The sequence below is a fragment of the Bacillus sp. FSL E2-8900 genome (assembly GCF_037966225.1).
GTDB lineage: Bacteria > Bacillota > Bacilli > Bacillales > Bacillaceae_G > Bacillus_A > Bacillus_A cereus.
In genome coordinates this window covers 1,632,215-1,656,644 of record NZ_CP150193.1, presented here as the reverse complement: position 1 = coordinate 1,656,644, position 24,430 = coordinate 1,632,215, and the positions used below count along the sequence as shown (strand labels likewise).

The following is a 24,430-nucleotide window of genomic DNA, read 5'->3' as shown; positions in this document are numbered from 1 at the left end:
AAATCCCGGATTGACATGAACGTATTAAAGCTTCACTTTATTTACAAAGAACAATCCCATACTAACTTTTTTAATATTTGCTGCAACAAAACTTTTTACAACTATCTTAACTTTTTAATTAACACCATAATTTCCCACACAAAAATAGGGCACACATCATTAAAATGATGCATGCCCTACCTTTATTTATACATATTTTGTATTTCTTCTTTATTTTTAAGTATTTCCTCAAACTTATCACTACAACCCTTCGGAAATAACACTCCCAGTCCATATGAATGCGCAAATTGAAAATGAGGGTACTTCGCTTTTACCTCATCCCAAAACTTATACACGCCGAAATCACTACTTCTAACTTCAATATCATGAAATAATACAATACCGTTTTTCGCGACTTTCGGTATCCATGTATTATAATCGTGAGAAACAGCTTCATACGTATGATAGCCATCAATATGCAAAAGATTTATCGTTTCATCTTGAAACCGGTCTACAGCATCATCAAAAGTAGATCGAATTAAATTTCCTATATTAAGGTAGTTATCGCTCACTACTTTCTCTACTATTTGAAAAACCCCTTCTCCATATGGACCTGTATGCCCATCTCCAGCCCAAGTATCTACTGCAAAGCATTTAGTCGATAACCCTCCATCTTTTACTCCCTGGCAAAAACTAAAAAAGGAGGCTCCTAAATGTGTACCTAACTCAACTAAAGTTTCTGGTTTTTCAAATCGTACTAAGTCATATGCAAAATCTAAATGTCCACTCCAAGCAGATTGTGACCGAATAATAGGACTAAATGTTTCAAATTCAAATGATGGTTTATGAGTAACCCAGTTCATCGCATAACTCCTTCTGCACATATTTTTAACAAACCAAATTACTCTTATCTTTATTTTTTTATCGCCATGATTATGATTCTATTTCATGAAAATATGAAGAATTTATTCTTTTCTATTGAGGTAAAGCATCATATACATATGGATCAGTTGGTTTATTAATTTTCTCGATTTTGTTTACTTTTACAAGTGGAAAGACTGTTCCTTTATATGTCGTTTCATCTAATAATCCTGTTATTTTCACCCATGTTTCTTCTGGAATTTTTTCAATATTTTTCCCGGTAACAATCATCCCCCAGACTGATGCATCCGCAATACAACAAGTTATGCCATATCGAGCCACTACTACTTTATTACCCGTCACATCTTTATCCTTATATATAAACCCTAAGAATGTAATTTCTTTCCCTTTAAACCAATTAACATTTTGACCAATTACATTCATTGTTTGAACATAGTCCTTATCCTTTACTTGTAGTTTACGCTGTCCTAACATACTTTTTACTACTTGCTCTTCCGTTTTATAAGTCGTTGCTAAATTTGATGTTTCTTCTGGATCAACGGATACTTCTCGCCCATCAAAATTAACCTGTTCCCCCTCTTTTTCATTCCTTTCCAGACTTCTCGACTGTACACTTTGATTCATACCCCTTTTTCCTGCTAAACTTCCATCAATTGTTACACTTCCAAAGAGAAAAGCACTAACTATCGGAACAACAAATAAAACATATACAAAGAAACTTTTTATCCCTGATTTTGATGTTGTATGATGTTTACAACAATTACAATCATGCTGTTTTTCTCTTCCATCTCCCCAAACTTGTACAATACCAAAAATTAAAATTACTACAAAAGCTATATACGTAAATTTAATCATTTTTGGAGCGATAAAATTATAAATATTCCCTGTTACAAGTAGTTTAAATAAGAGCATTGCTAAACCAATTAAAATAATGCCACGTATATAGCGATGATACGCCTTCTGCTCCTCTTTCTCCATTCTTTCTCACCTCCTATAACATTATGATTTGCAGAATGGTATACACAGATACAATGACAATTCCTATCAAAAAGAATACAAATCTCTTTTGAAAATACGCAAATAGCATTAACGTATTTTTCATATCAAGCATAGGCCCAAACACAAGAAATGCGAGAAGTGCCTTTACCGAGAAAACATGTCCAAAAGATGCGGCTATAAAAGCATCGGCTGCAGAACAAATTGATAAAACATAACCAAATCCCATCATAATAACGGGAGCAATTACTTCGTTATGTGCTACTACATCCAGTACATTCCGATCAAAAAACGTTTGAAATACACTTGCTAAAAAAGCACCTATCAATAAATACTTACCAGTATCAAAAAACTCATCTACAGTGTGATTCATAACATCTTTCCAACTCTTTTTTTTGCTTGTTTGAACTGAAACCTCTACGTCTTTTAAAACATTTCTTTCGCGATAGCAATAATACACAATTAGACCTATGAATAGAGCAACTAGAATTGTTATCCCAAAGCGTGCATATACAACGTAATCATTTTTTGGAAACGCATATACAGTAGATAAAAGAACGACTGGATTCATAATGGGTGCACTCATTAAAATAACAATGCCTACATGAAGTGGTAACCCCTTTTGAATGAGCCTTCTTACAATTGGTATAATGACACATTCACACATTGGAAAAAGAACTCCCACAAATACTGCTGGAATCATTGCAACAATTGGAGATTTCGGCATTACTTTTTGAATCATATCTTCCGTCACAAACACTTGAATACATGAAGAAACAATGACCCCTAATAAAATAAAAGGTATTGCTTCAAAAATGATACTTAAAAATACCGTATTCACATTCAACCATTCCTGCGGCATATTTTTATGCAAATTTACTAGACTTGTAAAATCTACAAAAAATAATAAAAAGAGAAACATAGCGATAAGAGCTATGCCTACTACTTCTTTTGAAACTCTATTAAAGACCAAGCTTCTCGCCTCCATTTTATTTATATGTAAACATGTGCTTGTCCAAATGCTTCATACTACAGCACAAATTTTATAGTCTATTTCTATTCTTAAATCGTAATCATTATGATTTATTATTGATTATTCTTTTCCCATCGTTTAATATAAAACGTAATCATTACGATTTAAGGGAGAGATCATTTCATGAAAAAAGTACCTATCACTGTATTAAGTGGTTTTTTAGGATCTGGAAAAACTACCTTACTACATCACATTTTGACTAATAAGAATAACTTAAAAGTAGCTGTTATCGTTAATGATATGAGCGAAGTAAACATTGATGCATCTCTTATAAAAAAGGGTGGTTTTTCACGTACGGAGGAAAAACTAGTAGAAATTCAAAATGGCTGTATTTGTTGTACACTACGAGAAGATTTAATGATAGAAGTGAATCGTCTTGTGGAAAATGGTGATATTGACTATATTATTATTGAATCTTCTGGTATAAGTGAGCCTATTCCAGTTGCTCAAACGTTTACTTATACAGACGAAGTTCTTAACATTGATTTAACGAAAAATTGTCGCCTCGATACGATGGTTACAGTTGTAGATGCAAATAGATTTTGGGATGATTTTGCAGATGGAGAAAGTTTATTAGACCGAAAACAAGCAATCGATGAGAATGATACCCGGGAAGTTATTGATTTATTAATAGATCAAATTGAGTTTGCAAACGTAATTATTCTTAATAAGATAGATTTGCTAGAAAAAGAAGATGTGATAGAGCTTCATCATTTACTAAAAAAATTAAATCCTAATGCAAAAGTTCTTGAATCTTCGTTTAGCAAAGTACCATTACAAGAAATTTTAAACACAAATCTATTTAATTATGAAGAAGCCAGTCAATCGGCCGGCTGGATACAAGAATTAAATAGTGACCATCATACACCGGAAACGGAAGAATACGGTATCAATTCCTTTGTTTACCGCCGCAAATATCCTTTCCATCCCAAGCGCCTTATGAATTGGCTAGAAAAATGGCCTTTAGATGTTGTAAGAGCGAAAGGATTCTTCTGGCTGGCATCTCGTAATAATATGATAGGGCTTCTATCTCAAGCAGGTTCCTCTATTACAATTCAAGGAGCCGGTGAGTGGATAGCGGCATTACCTGAAACTGAAAGAAATCAAATGATTACAGAAGAACCAGAAGTATTGAAAAACTGGGATAAACAATATGGAGATCGAATAACCGAACTCGTATTTATCGGAATTGATATGAACCGTTCTTTAATTGAACAATCATTAGATAGTTGTCTATTAACAGAGAAAGAAATGAAACAAAACTGGAATACATTTATTGATCCTATCCCGGCTTTTACTTATACTTCATAATAATTAATAAAAGGCTTCAGTAGAATGAAGCCTTTTTACTTTATAGCACTCTTATTTAATAGGTTTGCTTTAATTATAAATACAATTGTACCTAAAACAATTAATATAGCATATACGATACCAACTACCCCCCCTATTTTTTCTAAGCCAAGCGGTAATATTATAGTAGCAACTCCAACTATATAAGAAAATGCTCCTGAAAGCTTCGCTAATTTATTTTTATCTCCAACAAACGTTTCTTCTTGATATCCTGCTAACAAAAACAACCTCTTTTTCACATGTATTTGATACCCTAAAAAAATGATAAGTAACCCAACAAATAAACAAACTAAAAATCCAGCTAACATATCCTCCCCCTCCTCTACAATATTTTACTATACATAAAAAAATAAAATTAGAAATTTCAGTTTATTAACGAGTCATTCTGTGATATATTGCATATTGTATTCAATTTGTATTTTTAGAAAGGAGAATTTTAGATCATATGGATTCAAATCGATTAAAAGGAATTATAATGGTCATAATCGGTGCTTGTTTATGGGGCTTGTCTGGTACAGCTGCACAACAACTTTTTCAATATGACAATGTTTCAACCGAATGGTTAGTTACGATCCGTTTACTTATATCTGGAATTATTTTGCTCATTATTTCCTCATTCGGAACGAGAAAAAAAGAGATATTTGGCATTTGGAAACAAAAATCTGATGCTATTAAAATGATTTTGTTTGGTCTATTCGGTATGCTTGCTGTACAGTATACGTATTTCGCTTCAATTAAAGAAGGAAATGCTGCCGTCGCAACATTATTACAATATTTAGCTCCTATATTCATCACTGTATACTTACTTTTCAAATGGAACGTTCGTCCATCAAAAATTGATTTCATTTCAATTACCCTTTCATTAGTAGGCACTTTTCTCTTACTAACAAACGGGTCTGTTCATAACTTGGCTGTTTCTACACCAGCTATTATTTGGGGGATTTTATCTGGATTATCTCTCGCTTTTTATAGTTTATATTCAAAGGAATTGTTAGAAAAATGGTCTTCTTCCGTTATCGTTGGATGGGGCATGATTATTGGGGGTATTGGTGTAACGATTGTACACTTTATTTCTACAAACGAATTCATTTTATTATCAACTATGAAATATGTAAAACTAAGTACCCTACCGCTCATCACATTTGTCGTCATTTTCGGGACACTTATTGCCTTTTATTTATACTTAGACAGCATACGATACCTGACTCCGAAAGAAACAACATTATTTGGTTGCACAGAACCACTCGCAGCTATTATTTCTTCTGTACTTATATTGCAAGTGCCATTTCAATCTTTTCAGTTATTAGGCGCTTTTTGTGTCATTGTAATGGTGCTCATCTTAAGCCAAAAGCCGGATGAAGGGAAACAAAAATTAAAGCTTGTTCATGCAAAAAAGGAAAATATACAATGAAAGGATTGAATTCACTATGCCTGTCCCTCAAAATTATAAAAAACCAGGAAGAGTTTCAGCAAAATCACTCGTTTTAAATCAACTACAAAATTGGATTATTGAAGGTGTACTGAAGCCCAATGAAAAAATTAATGATGGGGAATTGGCTGAGGCACTAGGAGTAAGCAGAACACCTGTAAGAGAAGCACTTCAAATATTAGAGCTTTCTGGATTAGTGGAAATGGTACCAGGGCAAAAAACGAAAATTGCTCCTATTAAGTTAGACGACGTATCTATCATTTATGAAACGATGGCTGGTCTTCACTCTATTATAGGAAAGCAAGCTCTTCAAAACATTACAAACGCTGATATTCAACTACTTTCTGAAATAAATGAGCATTTTCAGCAATCTATAGAGAAAAAAAACGCAAAACAAGCTTTAGAATTAGATATACAATTCCACAATACAATTTCTTCTATTGCTAAAAACCAATATATTGAACCCTTTCTAGAAAATATGCAACTTCACGTTTTACGTCTTGAATATTTGTTTTTCCAAAACTTTGTTCCAGCAAGTCAATCTATTGAAGAACATCACTCTATCATTCAAGCATTACAGAAGCAGGACGAAAAACAAATGGAACAAATAATGACCCAAAACTGGCTCCGTCCCATGAAAGAAATACAAAAAATAATTTCTACGAAATAAAAAGAGAGCTGGTTACACAAAATCGTAACCAGCTCTCTTTTTACTAATCTATATAGCTACGCCTGAATATTCGCATAATCTTCCATATCTTCGTACTCTTTTTCCAATTCCTCTAAAGACAGCTCGTATAATTGTCGGTCGCGAATCTTAAACACACCTGCTCCAATTAACTCATCAATTAAATGCCTCTTACGATTTTCAACAGCAAAACGGAGTTGACTACTCATCTTTTAAAAAACTCCTTTCTACGATAATTGAAAATGATAATCTCTATCAATTACCACTTTTGATTATAAAAGATGACTCTTTATAAGTAAAGTAATTTCATGAAATATTTACCTTGCAAAGTACTTGTGGCCACATTATATATATGTATGCCGTGCGAAAAATGTTATGACACTTTTTCTTATCCTTTTTCTTTCATACTTTGCAAGTTGTCTCATCATGATGAAATTCACCATCTATTTCTACTTGAATGGTGACATGTTCTACATGAAATTTCTCTTTTAATACATACGTAGCCTCTTTTAATACACTTTGCGTTTCATTACCTTTAATAATAAGATGACATGTTAATACTTGAAAATCTGATGTGACAGACCATATGTGCAAATCATGAACTTCTTTGACAATCGGAATATTTAATAACGTACTTTTTACCTCTTCAACATTTATGTGCTGTGGTGCACCTTCCATTAATATATGAACCGTATCACGTGTTACACGCCATCCACTAATAATGACTAAAATAGACACAAGAATACTAGCAATCGCATCTGCAGCAGTCCATCCGAAAAATTTAATAAGTAACGCAGCAATAATCGCTCCGACGGAACCCAATAGATCGCCTAGTACGTGCAGGAAAGCACTTCTTAAATTCAAATTACCTTTCACATCTCCGCCTCTCATTAATATCCAAGCTGATAAAATATTAATAAGCAGACCAAGGACTGCAATAATGAGCATCCCATTACTAGCAATCTCAACTGGTTCTTTAAAACGACGGATTGCTTCAATAAAAATGTATACCGAAATGACAATAAGAACGACACCGTTACATAATGCTGCTAACATTTCGACTCGCTTATACCCGTATGTTTTCGCAGTTGTTGCTGTTTTTTCTCCGAGTTTAAACGCAAGTAAACTTAAAGCTAAAGATACTGCATCACTTAGCATATGCCCCGCGTCAGATAGTAGTGCTAAGCTATTTGTTACAAATCCCCCAACAACTTCTGCAATCATAAAACTTGTTGTTAGTAGGAAGGCAATTAGTAACGCCTTTTTATTTTTTGAATGACCATGATCATGCGAATGTCCCATACTTATACTCCTTTAAGTACAATATCTGTATGTTAGTATGAAACAAACTCCCCATCTTTATCCCGAATTGACTGATTGTAAAAGCCCGCTTCCTCTGTATACACACTTCGCTATTTTTTAAACAATCCCTTTTTCTCAAATAAAACAAGACTACTTCTTTTTTATTTTCATATTGTTTACTAATGAAAGAATTTTGAAGGAGGTTACTTAAATGAAACGTTTATTTCTCTGTATGGAACGTGAACTTGTTGTAGTGAAAGAACACAATGATAACTATGAAACGACTTATCACTTACAAAATATGCAACCTACCTGTATCGCTGTTGATCCATTTCAAAAGAATCGTGTATATTGCGGAACATTTGGACGAGGTCTATGGTTAAGTGACGATAGTGGGGATTCTTGGCGACCAATTGGGGATTCCTATCGTTACTTTGATTTCCCTAAAGAAGATGGTATTTTGCACTCCTCTATCACTTCCATAACAATAAGCTCAAATGAACAAGTTAACGGATATGGTGTCGTTTATGTCGGCACAGAACCGAGCGCTTTATTTCGCTCTGAAAATGGTGGTGAAACGTGGACTGAACTTAAAAATATGAAATCATTATTATCTTCTTATACGTGGGCATTTCCGCCTAGACCTTTTACCCATCACGTACGCTGGATTACAGTTGACTCAAACAACCCTAATACAATACACGTTTCAATCGAAGCTGGTGCTGTTATTCAAAGTAACGATAAAGGGCATACATGGATTGATAAAAAATTCGGTGCTCCTATCGATGCTCATCAATTGCTTATGCACCCTGAAGCACCAAATCGCCTTTATGCATCATGTGGTGACGGATTTATGGGCGGACCTGATCGTGCTTATCTTGAGAGTTATAACAATGGAAACAGCTGGATCTCATGTAGTGAAGGACTTGAACATCATTATTTATACAGCATGGCAATTGATCCAGCTGATTGTGATACGATTCTCGTTTCTGCTGCGCCAAGTGCTGATCTCGCTCATCATCGTATCCCTTATGAATCTTATATTTATCGAAAAACGAAAGATACTCCGTTCCAGCAAGTACAACAAGGACTACCATCTGCAATCGGTACAGTCATTTCGATGTTTGCTACAAACAAGGTAGAACCACATACGTTTTACACGTTAAATAACAATGGCGTCTTTCAATCCAATGATAGCGGCGAATCGTGGGAACAACTAAATATTCCGTGGAAAGATGAATATAAAACGCAGCATCCGCATGCATTGCTCGTTACTAGTTCTTAACGAAAAAAGACTGCCTAAATGATTTTAGGCAGTCTCTCTTTTATTTCTTTAAATCAATGACAATATCATCTAATACAATATCTTTACTCTTCGCTTCTTTTTTCGGCACTTCAATTTTCTTCTCTTTTCCATTCACATACTCCAATCCACCATGATTTTCAGGTGTATGCACTCGCAAATTCACATGAGGCGTAACGATAAGCTTTGTAGCATTTTTATTCAATTTTTGGAATGTAGTACTCCAACTACTTTTATGTGGTTCTGCTACTGTACCCGTTCCGCCATTTCCTTCACCAGCGTATTGATTTCCTAAATCATCTTTTATTTCTAGCTCAACATCTGCACTATCCCATATGCGCCTTAATGCCTTAGATTCTTCCTGATTATAAAAAACGATAAATGACATCGGAGTTACTTCCATTTTGTCTATATTTACTTTTATTAATTCATTTTCAGAAACCCCATTAACTTTTACTTCCTTACTATCCATTGCTTTTAAACTAAGCGCGAAATTCCAGTTTCCCTTTATTACATTACCTTCATAATCCAACTCAATTGCCTCTATATCCCACCAAACATTTGCAACATCTAACCTTTCACTACCATGACCACTCATCGTAGTCATACCTACATATTTTCCCTCTCCAACTTTTGTAACGTTCGAACTACCTCCTCCGCCATTAAAGCCCATAACTTGCGGACTTCCAAATGGGAACGGTTTCTCTCCTAAATCTTTTTCGCTCTCAATAGAATATGTAATTGTAATTGTTCTACCATCGAATACAGCATCATTAATTGTAACCTTAACCCCATTACTCTCTCTCGTCATATTCAATTCAGTCGAAAACTCTTTATAATTTTCATATAACCCCGTTCTACCATTATCTAAAAATCGGAATATGTCACCTACAATTGGCAACCCTCCAGCATATGTAGGAAAACCGATACCCAGAGTTGCAACCGATAATCCTACTAAAATAGATGCAGCAGCGACACCTTTTTTCCAACTTTTTATCTTTTTCTTCGTACGTATCGATTGTTTTACATTTCGTTTTACTTTTTCCTTTTCAATTTCAGAAGCCTCAATTTCTTCTAGTTCTTTTTCGTCTATATCAATATCATTTAATAGTTCATAAATGTCTTTCATATTGCACTACCTCCAAAACTAATATTCGTAGCATTTTGTTGTAGTTTCTTTTTTCCCCGGTACACTCGATTATCGATTGCTGCCCGGGTTAATCCTAACTTGTCACCTATTTCCTCTGTCTTCATACCAAGTAAATATTTCATAATGAACACCTTTTGATCTAGCGGTTCTAATTGATTAATGAGCTTCAATAATTCTTCCCTATCTTCCATAACGATTAATTCGTCTTCTGCTGATTTTTCTGTACTAATATAAAACTCATCTGAAATGATTTCTACTGTTTTAGTCGATTTCCGGTAATAATCAATTGCTTTAAACTTCGCAATCGCTGCAATCCACTTTTTAAAATCACTCGGCTCTCCATGAAATTTATTTGCGTTATTCCAAATGGAAAGAAATATATCGTTTATACATTCCTCTATGAGTCCATCATTTTGAATTGGGAGTAGAACTTTATGCGTGATCCCCTTTATGAGTGGTAAGTATGTATCGACAACAAATTCTAACGCGTCTTCTTTTTGCCGCTGTAATCTTTTTATAAAATTTTTCTCATTTGATTTCATGTAGCGATTCCCCTTATTGTTTTGTAAAAGCTTTTACATCCTATATAACGTCTGAGAAAATTTTTTCTCTCATCTTTTTTATTTTTTGGAATACTTTCCCTTAGCCATTGTCTCATATAACTATGCGTTCAAAGAAAATTTTCTCAAGTCTGTAATTTAATTAATGTAGTACACTATTTATATAGTCATTTTTTAACTTGGTGTACATTTTATTTCGTTAATCTACTATTTTAATTTAGGAGATGAGATGTGTATGTGTGGAATTACAGGTTGGGTAGATTGGAAGGAAGACCTTTCAAATCAACATGTTATTTTAAAAAAGATGGCAAATCGTATTCAGCATCGTGGTCCAGATGCTGAAGGATTTTGGTTTTCACCTCATGCGGCCTTTGCACACCGGCGTTTAATTGTAATTGATCCAGAAGGCGGTACACAGCCGAAGACATTCCGTGCTGGTGATTATACGTATGCTCTTACTTATAATGGAGAAATTTATAATTTCCGTGAACTGAGAGAACAACTTCGAAAATGTGGTCATGCATTTGAAACGCATTCAGATACAGAAGTGTTACTACATGCTTATTTAGAATGGAAAGAAGATTGCGTACAACATTTGAATGGAATTTTCGCTTTTGCCTTATGGGATGATCAGAAGCAACAATTATTTTTAGCGCGTGATCATTTAGGCGTAAAGCCACTCTTTTACACAGAAAGAAATGACAGCATTATTTTCGGATCTGAAATAAAAGCATTATTAGCGCATCCATCTGTTCCTGCTGAAATTGATGCGGATGGCATAAATGAAATATTTGGATTAGGCTTATTTCGAACTCCTGGATGTGGCGTCTTTAAACATATTCAAGAAGTGCGTGCTGGACATTGTATAACGTTTACACGTCATAAAAAAGTAGTTACGAAGTATTGGAATTTAGAAAGTAAGTTCCATACAGACTCTATAGAAGATACATCTTCGCATATTTTATCTATTTTACAAGATACAGTAAAAAGACAATTAATTGCCGATGTCCCTCTCGTCTGTATGTTATCAGGCGGATTAGACTCTAGCGGTATTACTGCACTTGCGGGTAAAGAATTTGCTGCTGAAAATAAAACACTTCATACGTATTCCGTTGATTTTGTAAATAGCGCAAAAGATTTCGAGCTAACATTTGCTCGCACTGGTTTAGACGCTCCTTGGGTAAAACGCGTTTCTGAACATGTCGGGACAGCGCATCATGATATTATTGTGAATGCTGAAGAATTAGCAAATCACTTATTCGTTCCCCTTCATGCGAAAGATTTACCGAGTGCTGGTGAAATGGAAACTTCACTATATTTACTATTTTGCGAAATGAAAAAAGATGCGACCGTAGCTTTATCCGGTGAATCGGCTGATGAAGTATTCGGTGGATACCCTTGGTTTCATCAAGAAGAATTACTATATGTAGATAAGTTTCCTTGGCTAACAAATTGGAAAAATACATCTCCTCTTCTACTAAATGAAGTAAGTAACCAATGTAATCTAGAAAACTATATTGATACACGATTCCAAGAAGCGATACTTGAAGTACCTACTCTTGAAGGGGAAAGTAAAAAATCCGCGAAACAACGCCAAATGTTTTATTTATTTTTAACAAGATTCCTTCCTTTCTTACTTGACCGTAAAGATCGTATGAGTATGGCTGTTGGATTTGAAGTTCGTGTACCGTTTTGCGATTATAGATTAGTTGAATATTTATGGAATGTTCCTTTCAACATAAAAAGTATTGATAATATTGAAAAAGGCATTTTACGTAGAGCACTACAACCAGCTTTACCTGACGATGTACGTAATAGAAGAAAAAGCGCTTATCCAACTTCACAAGATCCACACTACTTACAAACAATCCGTAATTTAACACTTGATATGTGTAGCAATAAAAACAATCCTATTTTCTCACTTATTAACCATTCCATCTTACTTTCAATTGCTGATCAAAGTAATAAAGAGATTAACAATTTTGAGGCAAGAAGTGCCATGGAGTATATGCTACAAGTAAATGAATGGTTAAAAACATATCATATTCATATTGCTTAACAAAAAGGAGTTCAAGGATAAAAGCCTTGAACTCCTTTTATATTAATTAGCACATTGTTTATTATCAGTATCAATAGACCACCCAATAATCGTGGCACAATCTCTACCTTTCCACTGCAGTACATTTGTTAATACTGGCTCAATCTGCAAGCTATTCCCGTCATGTAATATTTCTACTAAAGATTGATCATCATCAAACCTTCGTTTATCACACTCTAAAATACCGTCCGTTGCCATTACAATGTGATTCATTCCTTTTTCTAATCCTCTTACACCTGACGTAAAGCAAGGTGTATTTGCTGCAAAAATATTTTTCCTGCCAATATATTCGTAATTTTTCCGTTTATTTAATCGTCCTTTTCCATTTTTCGTTTTCTCAGAATGGAATAAATACGCGAAACAATCACCAACTGATAACCAATATAAAAATTCGCCTTTTCGTAAACAAATTAAGCAAGCGAGTTCCTCATCATCTTGATCACACTGTTTAATAAATAACTCATCTGTAAATAACGCTAATAAGTACATATGTGTATGATGGAAAGCTAAATGTATTGGATATGAGAATAACTCTTTTAGTTTTTCTTTTCTTTCCGAAATCGCTTCTATTATATAATCAATATTTTTTGTTTTGTGGTGTGTATCAAAAATCATAACAAATTCAAATTGTAATTCAGGATCCCACCAAGCAAGCACTGCATCTCCTCGTTCATATGCATCACTCTCTTGATTTCCCCCATATACGCCGACTGAAAGAGGACCACATTTTTCAACATGTATTTCATCTACATACATCTGTTCATGACTCATCCATTTGAATGTATTCACAGCTATCATCCTCTCTCTTGCTAAATGTATACCTTTACACATAGATTACCTTATATTTCAATAAAAATAAACTTTTTCAACATTTTTTATCCAAATAAAAGGGTTTTATTTCTAAAACAACGAATATATCTTATTATACGATATAAAAAGGAGATTTATTATTATGAACAACATTAATCAACATTGGGAGAGCATTTATTATCACTTACGATACGAATACGAGGACAACCTTTCCCACCAAGCAATTCGTATTTTACAAATCGTTTCTCGTGAGAAAGATATAACAATTGGAAAAGTCGCTACTGAGCTTAGTCTTTCCCATAACACAGCATCTGAACATATAAAACGCCTTATTCAAAAGGGTTTCATCGTTAAAGAGAGAAATAAAAAAGATGAAAGAGTGGTAAACCTTACATTAACAATTGAAGGAATTGAAGTATTAGAAAAACATACTTTACTAGATAAAGAAAAGATAAAAATATTAGAATCACAGTTATCAACAGAAGAACAACAATTAATTGAAAAAGCATTTTCCTTATTAGCGAAGGAGGCAAAATATGCATTTCCTCGTTAAAATAATCGTTTCGGCACTTATTATCGGCGTTATCACTGAAGTCGCTAAACATTACAGTACGATAGGTGGCTTTATTGCTGCCCTTCCTCTCGTGAGTTTACTTAGTTTATTTTGGATTTCATTCGAAGGCGGAAATAAACAAGAATTGAGTCAATTTGCTTTAGGGGTATTATATGGATTCCCCGCATCAGCACTACTATTATTTATTGTCTATATTGGTTTAAAAAATTCATTTACACTTAGTACATCTGTCCTACTTGGTATAGGTGTTTGGTGTATCGTTTTTGCTTGTCAAAAATTATTTCAAGCTTAGGAGGAATTAACATTCATAAATTTGTAGAAATAATGGGGCAAAATATAGAAGTACATATAAAAGGAGATGGTAAACAAACTGTAGTCATTCAAACCGGAATGACTTGCTCATTTTATGATTGGTTTCCTATTATAGAAAAGCTTTCAGAGCACTTTACAGTTGTTTCATACCATCGCCCAGGTTACGGAAAAAGTGATTTAGGCAATCAGCCGCGTACAATAAGGCAAGTTACAAAAGAGCTACATATGTTACTAAACAAACTAGCTATTCAAGAACCATTTATTCTAATCGGTCATTCCTATGGAGGATTATGTGCACAACATTTTGCGATGTTACATGAAGATAAGCTGCAAGCACTTATTTTAGTTGATTCTACTTCGATGAACTTACACCGTTTAGATGAACTTCATTTACCAATTTCTGATCAAACTGATTCTGATGATGTTTGGTTTCAAAAATATAATATGTATTCAAAAATGGATGTAGACACACTTTATAACGAACTAAAACCTATTCTCACCGATCAATCAAAACAGCAAATTGAATTCTCTACCTCGCCTTCATTATATAAAGCGACAGCTTCTGAACTATCGGCGTGGAAAAACTGTGCTCTCTCACTAAAAGAGCTATGTAAAACATTAGAAATACCATTAATCGTTATCGGTAGAGATCCTCAATATTCTATTACTCAATTGACTAATGGTGGCATGCCAAAAGAGGAAGCAACACAACTTGAAGCAATGTGGCAAGAACTAATTCACGAACAATTACACCTCTCAACTAATAACCAATATATTCTTGCCGAACATGCTAGTCACGGTATAGAAAATGATCGACCAGATATTATTATTGAAGCGATTCATTTCTTACATATCAAAAAAGGAAGCAACTAAAGCTGCTTCCTTACTTATCTATTCATAATCTTCTTCATCATCGATTTCTTCGTAATATGAACTCCCATTACTTACATATATAGGGCCATTCGCAACATCAATACGTAGTACCCACGCCCATGGCACAGCTAAACGTTTATGTATTGCTCGCCAAAAGCTCATTGATTTTCTTTCGTACTCCTGGAACTCCTGAAGTAACTCTTTGTAGGAGGAACCGTCTAACTGAATATTTGCTTCTAACAAACGAGAATGGGCATAGTACTGTAACTCTAGTTCAGCAGCAATTTCCATTTCTTCTTCCGTTGCCATACCAATGATTGTTCCATCTTCTGGTGCAATTTCATATACGTTTTGAACTTCAATAAGCCCTTCTTTCTCTTTCTCAAACATGTAAACAGCCTCCTTTAACATATATTTTTTATGTTACAAAGTCATACTTCTACAATAACTTCTCTCTTTCCTCTTTTTTTGATAAACTTTTACAAAATATTTAACCGATGACCTGTTTTCTCTATTCTTTCAGCAGAAATGAAACGATTTTTATCAAAATTTAATTTATACACATCAGGCATATGAAGTGTTTTCCAAAACTCAAAATCATATTTCGAATTAAAATAATTCATGAGTAATACCATAATATTTCCATGCGTACCTATTACAATATTCTTACCTTCATATTGTTTTAATATATTTTGCATACATATTACAGCGCGCCTTTGTGCGATATCATTCGATTCTCCGCCTTCGTATGCAAAACTCCAATCTTCCCACACATTCTGCATAGCATCATTAAAATTTGATACCGGCTCTGTGCTCAATAATCTTTCACGCAAATCTTCTTCTGTTTGTATTGATAATTTATATGTATTCGCAATTCCTTGTACAGTTTGGATTGCTCTTTTGTACGGACTAGAAATAACAACATCAATATGTTTATCTTTTAATAAATGTGTTACATTCTCTGCATCACAGTGCCCTTTTTCAGATAAAGGTCGCTCCCGTTCTTCTTTTGTATATGTAGAATAGGCATGGCGAACGAAATATATTGTTGTCATTTTTCAACCTCCTTTCTTATTTTCAATTTATATTCAATAATAAGATTGGAAAATCCTGTATTACAAAAGAGCACTTTTCATAAGTGCCCCTTTGTTTACATAATAAAATTATTTCATTATAATTTATTTCTGAATTCCTCACTTATGACAATATCTCGAATAAAGTAATCCATATTACTTAGAAGTTTTTCAAATGCTTTTTCACTCAAATTGTTCATCATAAAGACAATCTCAATCTTATTCCCTTTTTTATCAGTACCATAGAAACTATTTGTTAATACAAATGCAGTAGAACCACCTTTCTGTCCAGCAAATTCGAACATACCCTCTCCTACGGTTCCTTTAAATATATTCTCAATCTCACCTTGCATTTGTGGTGTAAAATAATTTCTGCTATTTATCTTTTCCAGTAAACTCATGTAATCCTTCGCATTTGCACCTATAAACCGATCTGACCAAATACGCTGAAAGTCCATATCGGCTTTTAAAGATATCTCGCGTTTTGTCCATTCTTTCTCGTCTTTCATCCATTCATGTATTTGCCATACATGCTTAACATATTCATCATTAGACATATTACGCAGCTTGTCCAATGCTTTATTTTGAGGAATATGCAGTTCTTTTTCAACATAGCCCCTCATATATAATGCCCCTGTATACGTTGGATAAAATTCATCGTGACTATTTAAGCCTAACTCTTTCAAACTTTCATTTATCTGCGCTGCTCCAAGCTTGTCCAATAAATATGATGCATTCGCATTCGAACTATAATGGATCATTCCTTTCACTACTTCTTCTAAAGAAGTTTGACCACCCTTCACTAACTCTTTAACTTTTACATCATCTAGCCATGCAGGGTGTGCACCACCATCAGTATTTTTCACATAGTATTTTTCTAATTCTTTCAATGAAATTTGCTCGTCTTTTCTTATTTTCCCTTCAGCTACTTGCTTAGCATATTCAATTGCTATAACGATTTTCGACATACTTGCTAGCGGTAGTTTTTCTTTTTCATTTATTGATGTCAATGTTTCACCATTTCTTTTAACAATTAAAGAAGTTGTTTTATCATCCTTATGTTCTTTTATGTAATTTAGCACATAATTAGAGTCTTCTTTGGAATTGACATATTCCTTCACTGAAAAGAAAGCTATACAGCCTACTATAGTAATTCCAGCTATAATTCCAACAACTTTTAATCCCCTCATGATACTCCCCCTAAAATAAACATATTATATATTATACTAAATAAATTTCCCTTTTTAAGTAATAATTAGATTATTTATACAAAAATACTTCTTTTCTTAAACAACAAAAAAACATGCCTTCATTAGGAAAGCATGTTTTGTGATATCCTTCACATTGTTTAGTTAAAAAATAAATGTTTACTTACCATGATGTAACATTAAATCACTAAGTTCTTCTTCAATGTGATTTAATTTCGCAACGCCTTCTTTCCATTTATGAATATAACGTGAAACCCCAACGAAAAACAAAACAATAATTGTGGAAAGAATAATACCATATACGATTGCTACAGTACTCATAGTTACACTTCCTTATAATTAGTAATGTGGTTATTAGTTATATTTTTATTATAAACCTTTTTCTTTTAAAATACTTCGATTTCAACTTTTTGTAACAAAATTGATTTTTCTAACATTTTGTTCGTAAAAATGGCATATTTTTCACAAATTATACAAAACTTCACCATATGTACTATTACCATATGAGTTATATTATTAAATAGAATAAAGGGGATGATATACTATGACGACTTGGTTTATTGTGATGTTAGTTGTATTTGGAGCATTTAAAATTATCGTTTCTAGCCTTCCTAACACTGTTATTGAATCCATTATTAGCAAGTACGAAACACATCCACAACTTGACGAAGAGAATGTGACTATTACAATTCACGGAAATAACGTAGAAGGCGAAAAGAAATCAAAAATTATTCATGATTTTAACGAAGGTTTATTTTTAGATCGCTATTATGCACCACCCCATAATGAAGGCACTCCTTTAATTATCAATGCAAAACGTGGTAAAAAAGATTTCACATTTTATATTTACAGTCATGAAGAGCATGTTGATGTTGTAAAACAATATAAAAAGAAGGTAGTTGCTTATAGTTTACGCTCTAAAAATCTTCAAAACAGTGATATGTTCGTGTCAGCTGATTTAGCTTAATACTCATATATAAAAAGGAATCCATGGCATATGGATTCCTTTTTACTATTTACTGAAAAATAAGCTCTGTCTTCAAACTATCTTTCGGTAACAACCAGCCTTTTTTCTCTAAACTCGCCATTAATAATTCCCTTTGTTTTGTCGCAATACTTTCTTCATTTGTTTTAAATGACACTTCTATTACGAAGTCATCTTCTAATTTCCCAGTATTACTTAATGGCCAAATTTCAATATTTGCTTTTATGTTTTCAAACTCTCCTGTATATCGCTTCATTAATACAGGACCGTAAATACGGGAATTCTTTAACATCTCTTCTCCCCAATTTGTATACAACCATTTGTTCATTTTCCCTGGTAATTTTTCTATTAACATGTTTTGAGCAGCTTGTTCATTTGGTAAATCAAGTATCCCATATCCTTTAGCACTGTAACTTTTCTTATTTGAAATGCTTAATGTTTTCTTCTCAAATCCCCAATCTATTTCCGCCTCATAACTATCCGTATTACTATCGAATCCTTCTTTTTTAGCTACTTCTAGTGCATCTTGAATTACACCATTTTGAATAGGATATCTTTTTTTATATGTTAGTTCAAAATCTTTACTAAATTCTTTCTTTCGAATTCTAGCAAACCAACCTTCATCACTTAAACTTTTATTTGCAGTATCTAAAAATTGCACTTGTATTCTTTCATATTTTGTACCAGCCTGGAAATGTTCTAGCACCTCTTGCTTCATCTCTTTGTTATAACCTAATACTTGTTCTGGCTTTAATAATAACTTCACTTCAAAACTAGGTTTCATTGGACTAGCAGTAAACCCTTCCTTAACGCTATAAAGGAAACAACAAAAGAAAATGCTTACGAATACAAATACTTTTTTCATATATCTATCCCCTTTGTATTTTAAATGACTTCTATACGTTCCATTGCAAGTGAATATACATTTTCATATCCTGCTGAACTTAGCTTTTGTTGTAATCGATCCGTATCCTCTTTCAAAGCGTGCACTAGCACCGTATGTTCTGGTAATAATGTATTTAACATCTCTTTAACGTCTCTTATACTTTGGTGAACTTTATATGGAACTCGCTTCACCCTACATTCTTTACCTACATGCTCTTTCATAACTTTTTCTGCAAAACTCCCTTTCGCAATATGCCCAGTAAAAATAACGGCATTTCGCTTTTCATTCCGAAGTTGTTCATAATATAACTGCGCTCGTTTCGTTTGCATATTCGCATCACTCATTACAACTATTCCGTAACTATTTTGCATACTAATGTCATTATCCATCACTATTATGTTTCTTTTTAAACTCTCCATAATCCATTTAAATTCTTCATTATTTTTTATCCAATCTTTATATACGAACATCTCTTGGAATCCAGCCAAAATTTCTTTATCTACTATAAGCGGAAATTCTTTATATCGTTCATATAAATACAATACTATATCTTGCGCCCTACCAAGTTGTGGAAGCGGTAATAATGCTATTCCTTTATTTTGCATAACTCGTTCAATTTCTGCACATAGTTCGTTTACACGTTCATTTTGCGAAACATCATCTGTGTGATAAGCAGCATCCACAATTGCGATTTTTATATTGTAGCCCAATTTCTCAGGTAAATTAGCTCGTAGTATATTGGAATCTGCTGAATAGTCGCCTGAATAAAATACATATGTATTACACATATCAACTAAAAACCAAACAGCTCCTAATACATGCCCACTATATCCCCATTGAAACCGCAATGTAGGAGTAATTTGTATCCATTCATTTGGATTACTAATCTCATCAATACATACATAATTTAAATCTTTTATATGTTGGTCGCTATAAGGTAAATTCCACCCTTGCATCACATTATAGTTTCTCCATTTTTCATAATATAACGGCAGTTGCTCCTTCGTATAACGAGTCGTCCAAATTTTTTTCTTATAGCCATACTTCGCTAATAAAGGTAAACCCATCGTATGATCTTCATGAATATGTGATAAAAATACCGCATCTAAAAATGGAACAGCTTCTCTCTCTATTTTTGGATAACTATCCTCATAAGATCGATTAATACCACAATCAAATAATATTTTCGTCTCTTTATTTTTTACAAAATAGCAGGAGCGACCGTATTCTCCTGCTCCTCCCCATACTTCCACTCTCATCATGCTACCCCTTTTCGTTTTTGCTCCATATGTTGCAGCAATAATAAGCACATTGTTGTAAGTCCAACAGAAACAACAGCCATCGCCATGCCTATAGATACTTCACCCTGTTCAAATTGGGCAAAAATAAACGTTGCTGACGTTTCTACTGATGGAGGTAATACGAGAAGCGATGCTACTAACTCTCTTATCGAAATTGTAAATGTCATCGCCCATCCAGCAATAATGCCTGGGATAATAAGAGGCATTATTATTTTTCTAAAAATATAAATATAATTTCCAGAAAAAACACTTCCTGCCTGCATGAGAGAATCATCAATTTGTCCGAGTGATGATTTTACATATTGCACCGTGTAAGGTAAAAACAGAACAACATACGTTACGATAACCATGATTGGTGTATTGTAAATTGACATAGGCATATATGGTGAATTCCAAAATAGAATAAGACCTACAACCATAACGATTCCTGGTACCATATTCGGTAACATACCGCACATATCAAGCCATTTTTCAGAGGTTTTTTTCCCCTTTCGAATCATAAGTGCCAAAAAGACTCCAATCATTACCGCGATAATCGCTGTTACGAGTGAAAAAAGAAAACTATTCCATAAAGCCTCTAATCCCGGAGATCCTATTGTAAACAATGCCTCATAATGGCTTGTTGTAAAGTTATTTACATGTAAACCGCCGCCTCTTAATTTTGACAAAGAAGCAATAAGTATAGAAAAGTATGGAATTCCAATTGATACTATTAATAAACCAATTACATACATCCATGCTACAACGCGCGTAAATATAGACAAAGTATATCTTTTAGATTTCACACCTTTTCCACTAACCATTGCATATGAATACTTTCGATTCAATACATTTTGCATATACCAAATAAGCATACAAGCACTAAGTAATAAAGAAGATAATGCTGTTGCACTACTAAAATCAATTGGCCAACTCGAAATAAATTTATGGATTTCTGATGTTAACACGTGGAATCCTATTCTACGTCCGAATGTAGCCGGTGTTCCAAATTCAGCAATCGTCTTTACGAAAATGAGTAAAGCACCCATTACATAACTTGATACTAATAACGGCAATATTATTTTTCTTAAACGATAGAAAAAACTTCCGCCATGAACTGCTGCAGCTTCTTCTTTACTACTCCCAATCTGAAGTAACGTGTTTTTCAGCATGAAATAAAGAAATGGGAATAAATGCAGACTCATAATTAAGACCATACCTCCTAAACTAAAAAACGATGATGAAACTGTCTTTAGCATAGGAAAAAATTGTTCAAAATAGCCGTTAGGTTGCATGAACAAAATCCAGCCCATCGATCCAATATACGGCGGTGTCATAAATGGAATCATAAAAACAATATCTAACTTACTATACTTTCCTACATCTGTTTTGCTCATAATAAATGCCAATGGAAATGCAAATATTGTAGCTCCTATTACAACGAGTACACCTAGAAGCATCGAATTTAGAAAAATCCCAGCTAATCCACCACTCTGTATCACTTCAAAAGGCTTTAAAAAATTCCAACTGCTATTTTCATATACACTAGAAAATAAAATAAGAAAAAGTGGAATGACGATTAACATCGCCACAAGTAATAATGCTACCGTCATTCCAACTTGTCTTACTGATACGAATCGATTTACCATGGAATCACCATCTTATTGAAATACTTTCTTAAATTGTTTTCCTATTTCATCTTGCTCTTTCTCAACTGTTTTCCAATCAATATTTAATACTGGAATCTCTTCTACATTTGGTCTATTTTCAGCTTTTATATCTGTTCTACCAGGCAATAAATACGCTTTAGAAACTTGTTTTTGTACATCATCGGATAATAAATAATCAATAAACTCTTTTGCACCTTCAACATTTTTACTATCCTTCATAATCCCAGCTGCACGTGGGCTAATAACTGTTCCGCTTTTTGGATATACAATATCAACAGGTTCACCCTTTGCTTTTGCGCTATACGTCATATAATCAACACCCGCAATGACCATATCTTTCGCACCTGTTACAACTGGGTCTAACGCTTCCTGATTTGCTCCTGCTACTGTAACTTCATTTTTCTTAAGCTGCTCAAATAAATTCCATCCATCTTGTCCATTCTTTTTCACGTATCCTGTTACAAAGTCTAAAGCTGAACCTGAAAGTGCTGGATCTGGAAGATTCACTTTCCCTTTCCATTCTCCTTTCGTTATATCGCTCCAATCTTCAGGCGCTGTCTTCACATTTTTTGTATTGTACACAATCCCTAATGCTGAAGCACTATACCCGAAATAATGTCCTTTATCATCTGACCATTCAGAACGCAGCTTATCAGCTTGTTTCGCTTCTTTATAAGCTAACGTTTGACCCTCTTTCTTTAATCCTTCCATCGCTGGTAATGATGCAAGTACGACTACATCAACGACTGGATTTTTCTTTTCAGCTTCCATTCTCGCTAAAATTTTACCAGTTGTCCCTTGAAACATTTCCACCTTTATACCAGTTTTCTTTTCAAAGTCTTTTTGAATTTTTTCTGCTAACCCTTTTGGCCCTGCACTATATACAACAATTTTCTTTTCAGTCGTATTTTTACTTTTCGCATCTGCATTGCCTGTCTTTGAACTACACCCTGTTACTACAGCCGAAAATAATAAAGTACATACAAATAAAGACTTAAGCGAACTGAATTTCTTCATACGATTCTCCCCCTATATGATGAATACATTTTTTTGGCACATATAACGATACTGGTTTACCGATGCTTAGCTTACTATTGTGATAGGCTGTCCAGATGCCTAAAGTCCCCATATTTACTTTCACTTCATAACGTTCTCCTACATATGTAACGTGCTTAATTTCACCTGTATACATTTCGCACACTTCATTTTTCGTCCAGCTCACATGCTCTGGACGAACCATTTTTTTACCCTCTACAAGCCAATTCGCCTTACCAACAAATTTGGCAACAAATTCATGAGACGGTTTCACATAAATATCTTCCGGTGTTCCTTTTTGTAATACTTCTCCTTGTTTCATGACAATAATTTGGTCTGACATTGACATTGCTTCTGTTTGGTCATGAGTGACATACAGTGCAGTTAAACCAATGGAATGAACGATATCCATAAGCTCTATTCTCATTTCTTCTCGCAAAATTGCATCGAGTGCACTTAGCGGTTCATCAAACAAAATAAAATGAGGTTTTGTTACAATTGCTCTAGCGAATGCGACACGTTGTTGCTGTCCACCAGAAAGTTCGTGTGGATACCTTTTCTCCATACCTTGCAGGCGAACTCGCTTTATCGCATCTTCTACTTTTTCTCTCAATTGATTCGTTTGCTTTGTAGCTCTTAAACCAAATGCAACATTTTCAAAAACAGTCATGTGCGGCCATAAAGCAAAATCTTGAAATACCATACCGATATTCCGTTCATGAGGAGATGTCTTTATCTTTTTTGCAGCAGAATACATGCACTGGTCTCCAAAATATATTTCTCCCTTATCTGGTTCTTCAAGCCCTGCTATCATTCTAAGTAAAGTCGTTTTCCCACACCCCGAAGGTCCTAAAAGTGTAGTGAATTCCCCTTGTTTCATTACAATCTGCAACGTCTTTAACGCCTGTATTTTTCCAAATGCCTTTTCTAATCCACTAATTGTAATATCCATTG

Annotated in this window: 28 protein-coding genes; 9 read left to right on the top strand and 19 right to left on the bottom strand. The window is 34.0% G+C overall.

Features of this window, described 5'->3' with window-relative positions; all coding sequences use genetic code 11:
- Positions 1–182 precede the first annotated feature (182 nt).
- The 3 genes from NST90_RS08640 to NST90_RS08630 all read right to left on the bottom strand — a co-directional run bounded on the left by NST90_RS08640 (position 183) and on the right by NST90_RS08630 (position 2,845).
- Positions 183–842 (bottom strand): class I SAM-dependent methyltransferase, encoded by a 660-nt coding sequence (locus NST90_RS08640; protein ID WP_001104667.1) that lies wholly within the window; start codon positions 840–842, stop codon positions 183–185.
- Between the two features lie 112 nt (positions 843–954).
- Positions 955–1,839: a TIGR03943 family protein gene (locus NST90_RS08635; protein ID WP_000409935.1), complete on the bottom strand. Its 885-nt coding sequence runs from the start codon at positions 1,837–1,839 to the stop codon at positions 955–957.
- A 13-nt stretch (positions 1,840–1,852) separates the two neighbouring features.
- Positions 1,853–2,845 (bottom strand): permease, encoded by a 993-nt coding sequence (locus tag NST90_RS08630; RefSeq protein ID WP_002023790.1) that lies wholly within the window; start codon positions 2,843–2,845, stop codon positions 1,853–1,855.
- Positions 2,846–3,013: 168 nt separating this feature from the next.
- Here NST90_RS08630 and NST90_RS08625 point away from each other — a divergent pair, with 168 nt between their 5' ends.
- Positions 3,014–4,201, top strand: a complete 1,188-nt coding sequence (locus tag NST90_RS08625) for a GTP-binding protein (RefSeq protein WP_006923257.1) — start codon at positions 3,014–3,016, stop codon at positions 4,199–4,201.
- 35 nt (positions 4,202–4,236) lie between these two features.
- On the opposite strand, the gene NST90_RS08620 is transcribed toward NST90_RS08625, so the two are convergent.
- Entirely contained in the window at positions 4,237–4,548 is a 312-nt protein-coding gene (locus NST90_RS08620) for a DUF3784 domain-containing protein (RefSeq protein ID WP_006923259.1), read from the bottom strand.
- A 137-nt stretch (positions 4,549–4,685) separates the two neighbouring features.
- On the opposite strand from NST90_RS08620, the gene NST90_RS08615 reads away from it, so the two are divergent.
- Together NST90_RS08615 and NST90_RS08610 are read left to right on the top strand one after the other, a co-directional pair.
- A complete protein-coding gene (locus NST90_RS08615; protein WP_006923261.1) occupies positions 4,686–5,651 on the top strand; it encodes a DMT family transporter in 966 nt (321 codons plus the stop codon).
- 16 nt (positions 5,652–5,667) lie between these two features.
- Positions 5,668–6,339: a GntR family transcriptional regulator gene (locus NST90_RS08610; RefSeq protein WP_001987091.1), complete on the top strand. Its 672-nt coding sequence runs from the start codon at positions 5,668–5,670 to the stop codon at positions 6,337–6,339.
- 56 nt (positions 6,340–6,395) lie between these two features.
- Here the strand turns inward: NST90_RS08610 and fbpA are convergent, their stop codons facing one another.
- Together fbpA and NST90_RS08600 are read right to left on the bottom strand one after the other, a co-directional pair.
- Entirely contained in the window at positions 6,396–6,566 is a 171-nt protein-coding gene (gene fbpA, locus NST90_RS08605) for a Fur-regulated basic protein FbpA (protein ID WP_000098302.1), read from the bottom strand.
- A 193-nt stretch (positions 6,567–6,759) separates the two neighbouring features.
- Positions 6,760–7,659 (bottom strand): cation diffusion facilitator family transporter, encoded by a 900-nt coding sequence (locus NST90_RS08600; RefSeq protein ID WP_000510034.1) that lies wholly within the window; start codon positions 7,657–7,659, stop codon positions 6,760–6,762.
- Positions 7,660–7,870: 211 nt separating this feature from the next.
- Here NST90_RS08600 and NST90_RS08595 point away from each other — a divergent pair, with 211 nt between their 5' ends.
- Positions 7,871–8,944: a glycosyl hydrolase gene (locus tag NST90_RS08595; protein WP_048558343.1), complete on the top strand. Its 1,074-nt coding sequence runs from the start codon at positions 7,871–7,873 to the stop codon at positions 8,942–8,944.
- 40 nt (positions 8,945–8,984) lie between these two features.
- Here NST90_RS08595 and NST90_RS08590 read toward each other — a convergent pair whose 3' ends face one another.
- Both NST90_RS08590 and NST90_RS08585 read right to left on the bottom strand, forming a co-directional pair.
- Positions 8,985–10,091 (bottom strand): DUF4179 domain-containing protein, encoded by a 1,107-nt coding sequence (locus tag NST90_RS08590; protein ID WP_048558344.1) that lies wholly within the window; start codon positions 10,089–10,091, stop codon positions 8,985–8,987.
- Positions 10,088–10,654 (bottom strand): sigma-70 family RNA polymerase sigma factor, encoded by a 567-nt coding sequence (locus tag NST90_RS08585; protein ID WP_016122244.1) that lies wholly within the window; start codon positions 10,652–10,654, stop codon positions 10,088–10,090. Before NST90_RS08585 ends, NST90_RS08590 begins: the two co-directional genes overlap by 4 nt.
- A 253-nt stretch (positions 10,655–10,907) precedes the next feature.
- On the opposite strand from NST90_RS08585, the gene asnB reads away from it, so the two are divergent.
- Positions 10,908–12,731, top strand: a complete 1,824-nt coding sequence (gene asnB, locus NST90_RS08580) for an asparagine synthase (glutamine-hydrolyzing) (protein ID WP_048558345.1) — start codon at positions 10,908–10,910, stop codon at positions 12,729–12,731.
- A gap of 42 nt (positions 12,732–12,773) precedes the next feature.
- Here asnB and NST90_RS08575 read toward each other — a convergent pair whose 3' ends face one another.
- Complete coding sequence (locus tag NST90_RS08575; RefSeq protein WP_070180018.1) at positions 12,774–13,601, bottom strand: protein phosphatase 2C domain-containing protein; 828 nt, start codon at positions 13,599–13,601, stop codon at positions 12,774–12,776.
- A 121-nt stretch (positions 13,602–13,722) separates the two neighbouring features.
- Here NST90_RS08575 and NST90_RS08570 point away from each other — a divergent pair, with 121 nt between their 5' ends.
- The 3 genes from NST90_RS08570 to NST90_RS08560 are packed head-to-tail and all read left to right on the top strand — an operon-like array spanning position 13,723 to position 15,339.
- Positions 13,723–14,133, top strand: coding sequence for a MarR family transcriptional regulator (locus NST90_RS08570; RefSeq protein ID WP_048656963.1), 411 nt, complete (start codon positions 13,723–13,725; stop codon positions 14,131–14,133).
- The gene (locus tag NST90_RS08565) at positions 14,117–14,446 is read left to right on the top strand and encodes a DUF3147 family protein (RefSeq protein WP_000545608.1); all 330 of its coding nucleotides are present in this window, start codon (positions 14,117–14,119) and stop codon (positions 14,444–14,446) included. Before NST90_RS08570 ends, NST90_RS08565 begins: the two co-directional genes overlap by 17 nt.
- Entirely contained in the window at positions 14,407–15,339 is a 933-nt protein-coding gene (locus tag NST90_RS08560) for an alpha/beta hydrolase (protein ID WP_137072245.1), read from the top strand. The genes NST90_RS08565 and NST90_RS08560 overlap by 40 nt, the downstream gene beginning before the upstream one ends.
- Before the next feature lie 18 nt (positions 15,340–15,357).
- On the opposite strand, the gene NST90_RS08555 is transcribed toward NST90_RS08560, so the two are convergent.
- The 5 genes from NST90_RS08555 to NST90_RS08535 all read right to left on the bottom strand — a co-directional run bounded on the left by NST90_RS08555 (position 15,358) and on the right by NST90_RS08535 (position 18,123).
- Positions 15,358–15,729 (bottom strand): hypothetical protein, encoded by a 372-nt coding sequence (locus NST90_RS08555; RefSeq protein WP_000461779.1) that lies wholly within the window; start codon positions 15,727–15,729, stop codon positions 15,358–15,360.
- Positions 15,730–15,818: 89 nt separating this feature from the next.
- Positions 15,819–16,394: a histidine phosphatase family protein gene (locus NST90_RS08550; RefSeq protein ID WP_098376184.1), complete on the bottom strand. Its 576-nt coding sequence runs from the start codon at positions 16,392–16,394 to the stop codon at positions 15,819–15,821.
- A 116-nt stretch (positions 16,395–16,510) separates the two neighbouring features.
- Complete coding sequence (locus tag NST90_RS08545) at positions 16,511–17,602, bottom strand: serine hydrolase (RefSeq protein ID WP_098376185.1); 1,092 nt, start codon at positions 17,600–17,602, stop codon at positions 16,511–16,513.
- A gap of 177 nt (positions 17,603–17,779) precedes the next feature.
- The gene (locus tag NST90_RS08540) at positions 17,780–17,941 is read right to left on the bottom strand and encodes a hypothetical protein (RefSeq protein WP_000108701.1); all 162 of its coding nucleotides are present in this window, start codon (positions 17,939–17,941) and stop codon (positions 17,780–17,782) included.
- 65 nt (positions 17,942–18,006) lie between these two features.
- Positions 18,007–18,123 carry a hypothetical protein gene (locus tag NST90_RS08535; protein WP_012593193.1) on the bottom strand — a complete coding sequence of 39 codons (117 nt, stop codon included), beginning with the start codon at positions 18,121–18,123 and terminating at the stop codon, positions 18,007–18,009.
- A 41-nt stretch (positions 18,124–18,164) separates the two neighbouring features.
- Here NST90_RS08535 and NST90_RS08530 point away from each other — a divergent pair, with 41 nt between their 5' ends.
- On the top strand, positions 18,165–18,587 hold the full coding sequence (locus NST90_RS08530; protein WP_016082154.1) for a YfmQ family protein: 423 nt from the start codon (positions 18,165–18,167) through the stop codon (positions 18,585–18,587).
- A gap of 49 nt (positions 18,588–18,636) precedes the next feature.
- Here NST90_RS08530 and NST90_RS08525 read toward each other — a convergent pair whose 3' ends face one another.
- Genes NST90_RS08525 through NST90_RS08505 form a run of 5 tightly spaced genes read right to left on the bottom strand, consistent with a single transcriptional unit; the run spans position 18,637 to position 24,428 of the window.
- Positions 18,637–19,470 (bottom strand): hypothetical protein, encoded by an 834-nt coding sequence (locus NST90_RS08525; protein ID WP_098376186.1) that lies wholly within the window; start codon positions 19,468–19,470, stop codon positions 18,637–18,639.
- 20 nt (positions 19,471–19,490) lie between these two features.
- Positions 19,491–20,753 carry an MBL fold metallo-hydrolase gene (locus NST90_RS08520; protein WP_141532759.1) on the bottom strand — a complete coding sequence of 421 codons (1,263 nt, stop codon included), beginning with the start codon at positions 20,751–20,753 and terminating at the stop codon, positions 19,491–19,493.
- Positions 20,750–22,420 carry an iron ABC transporter permease gene (locus NST90_RS08515; RefSeq protein WP_048558349.1) on the bottom strand — a complete coding sequence of 557 codons (1,671 nt, stop codon included), beginning with the start codon at positions 22,418–22,420 and terminating at the stop codon, positions 20,750–20,752. Before NST90_RS08515 ends, NST90_RS08520 begins: the two co-directional genes overlap by 4 nt.
- Positions 22,421–22,432: 12 nt before the next feature.
- Entirely contained in the window at positions 22,433–23,458 is a 1,026-nt protein-coding gene (locus NST90_RS08510) for an ABC transporter substrate-binding protein (protein ID WP_025709170.1), read from the bottom strand.
- A complete protein-coding gene (locus NST90_RS08505) occupies positions 23,436–24,428 on the bottom strand; it encodes an ABC transporter ATP-binding protein (protein WP_048558350.1) in 993 nt (330 codons plus the stop codon). Before NST90_RS08505 ends, NST90_RS08510 begins: the two co-directional genes overlap by 23 nt.
- Positions 24,429–24,430: the final 2 nt, after the last annotated feature.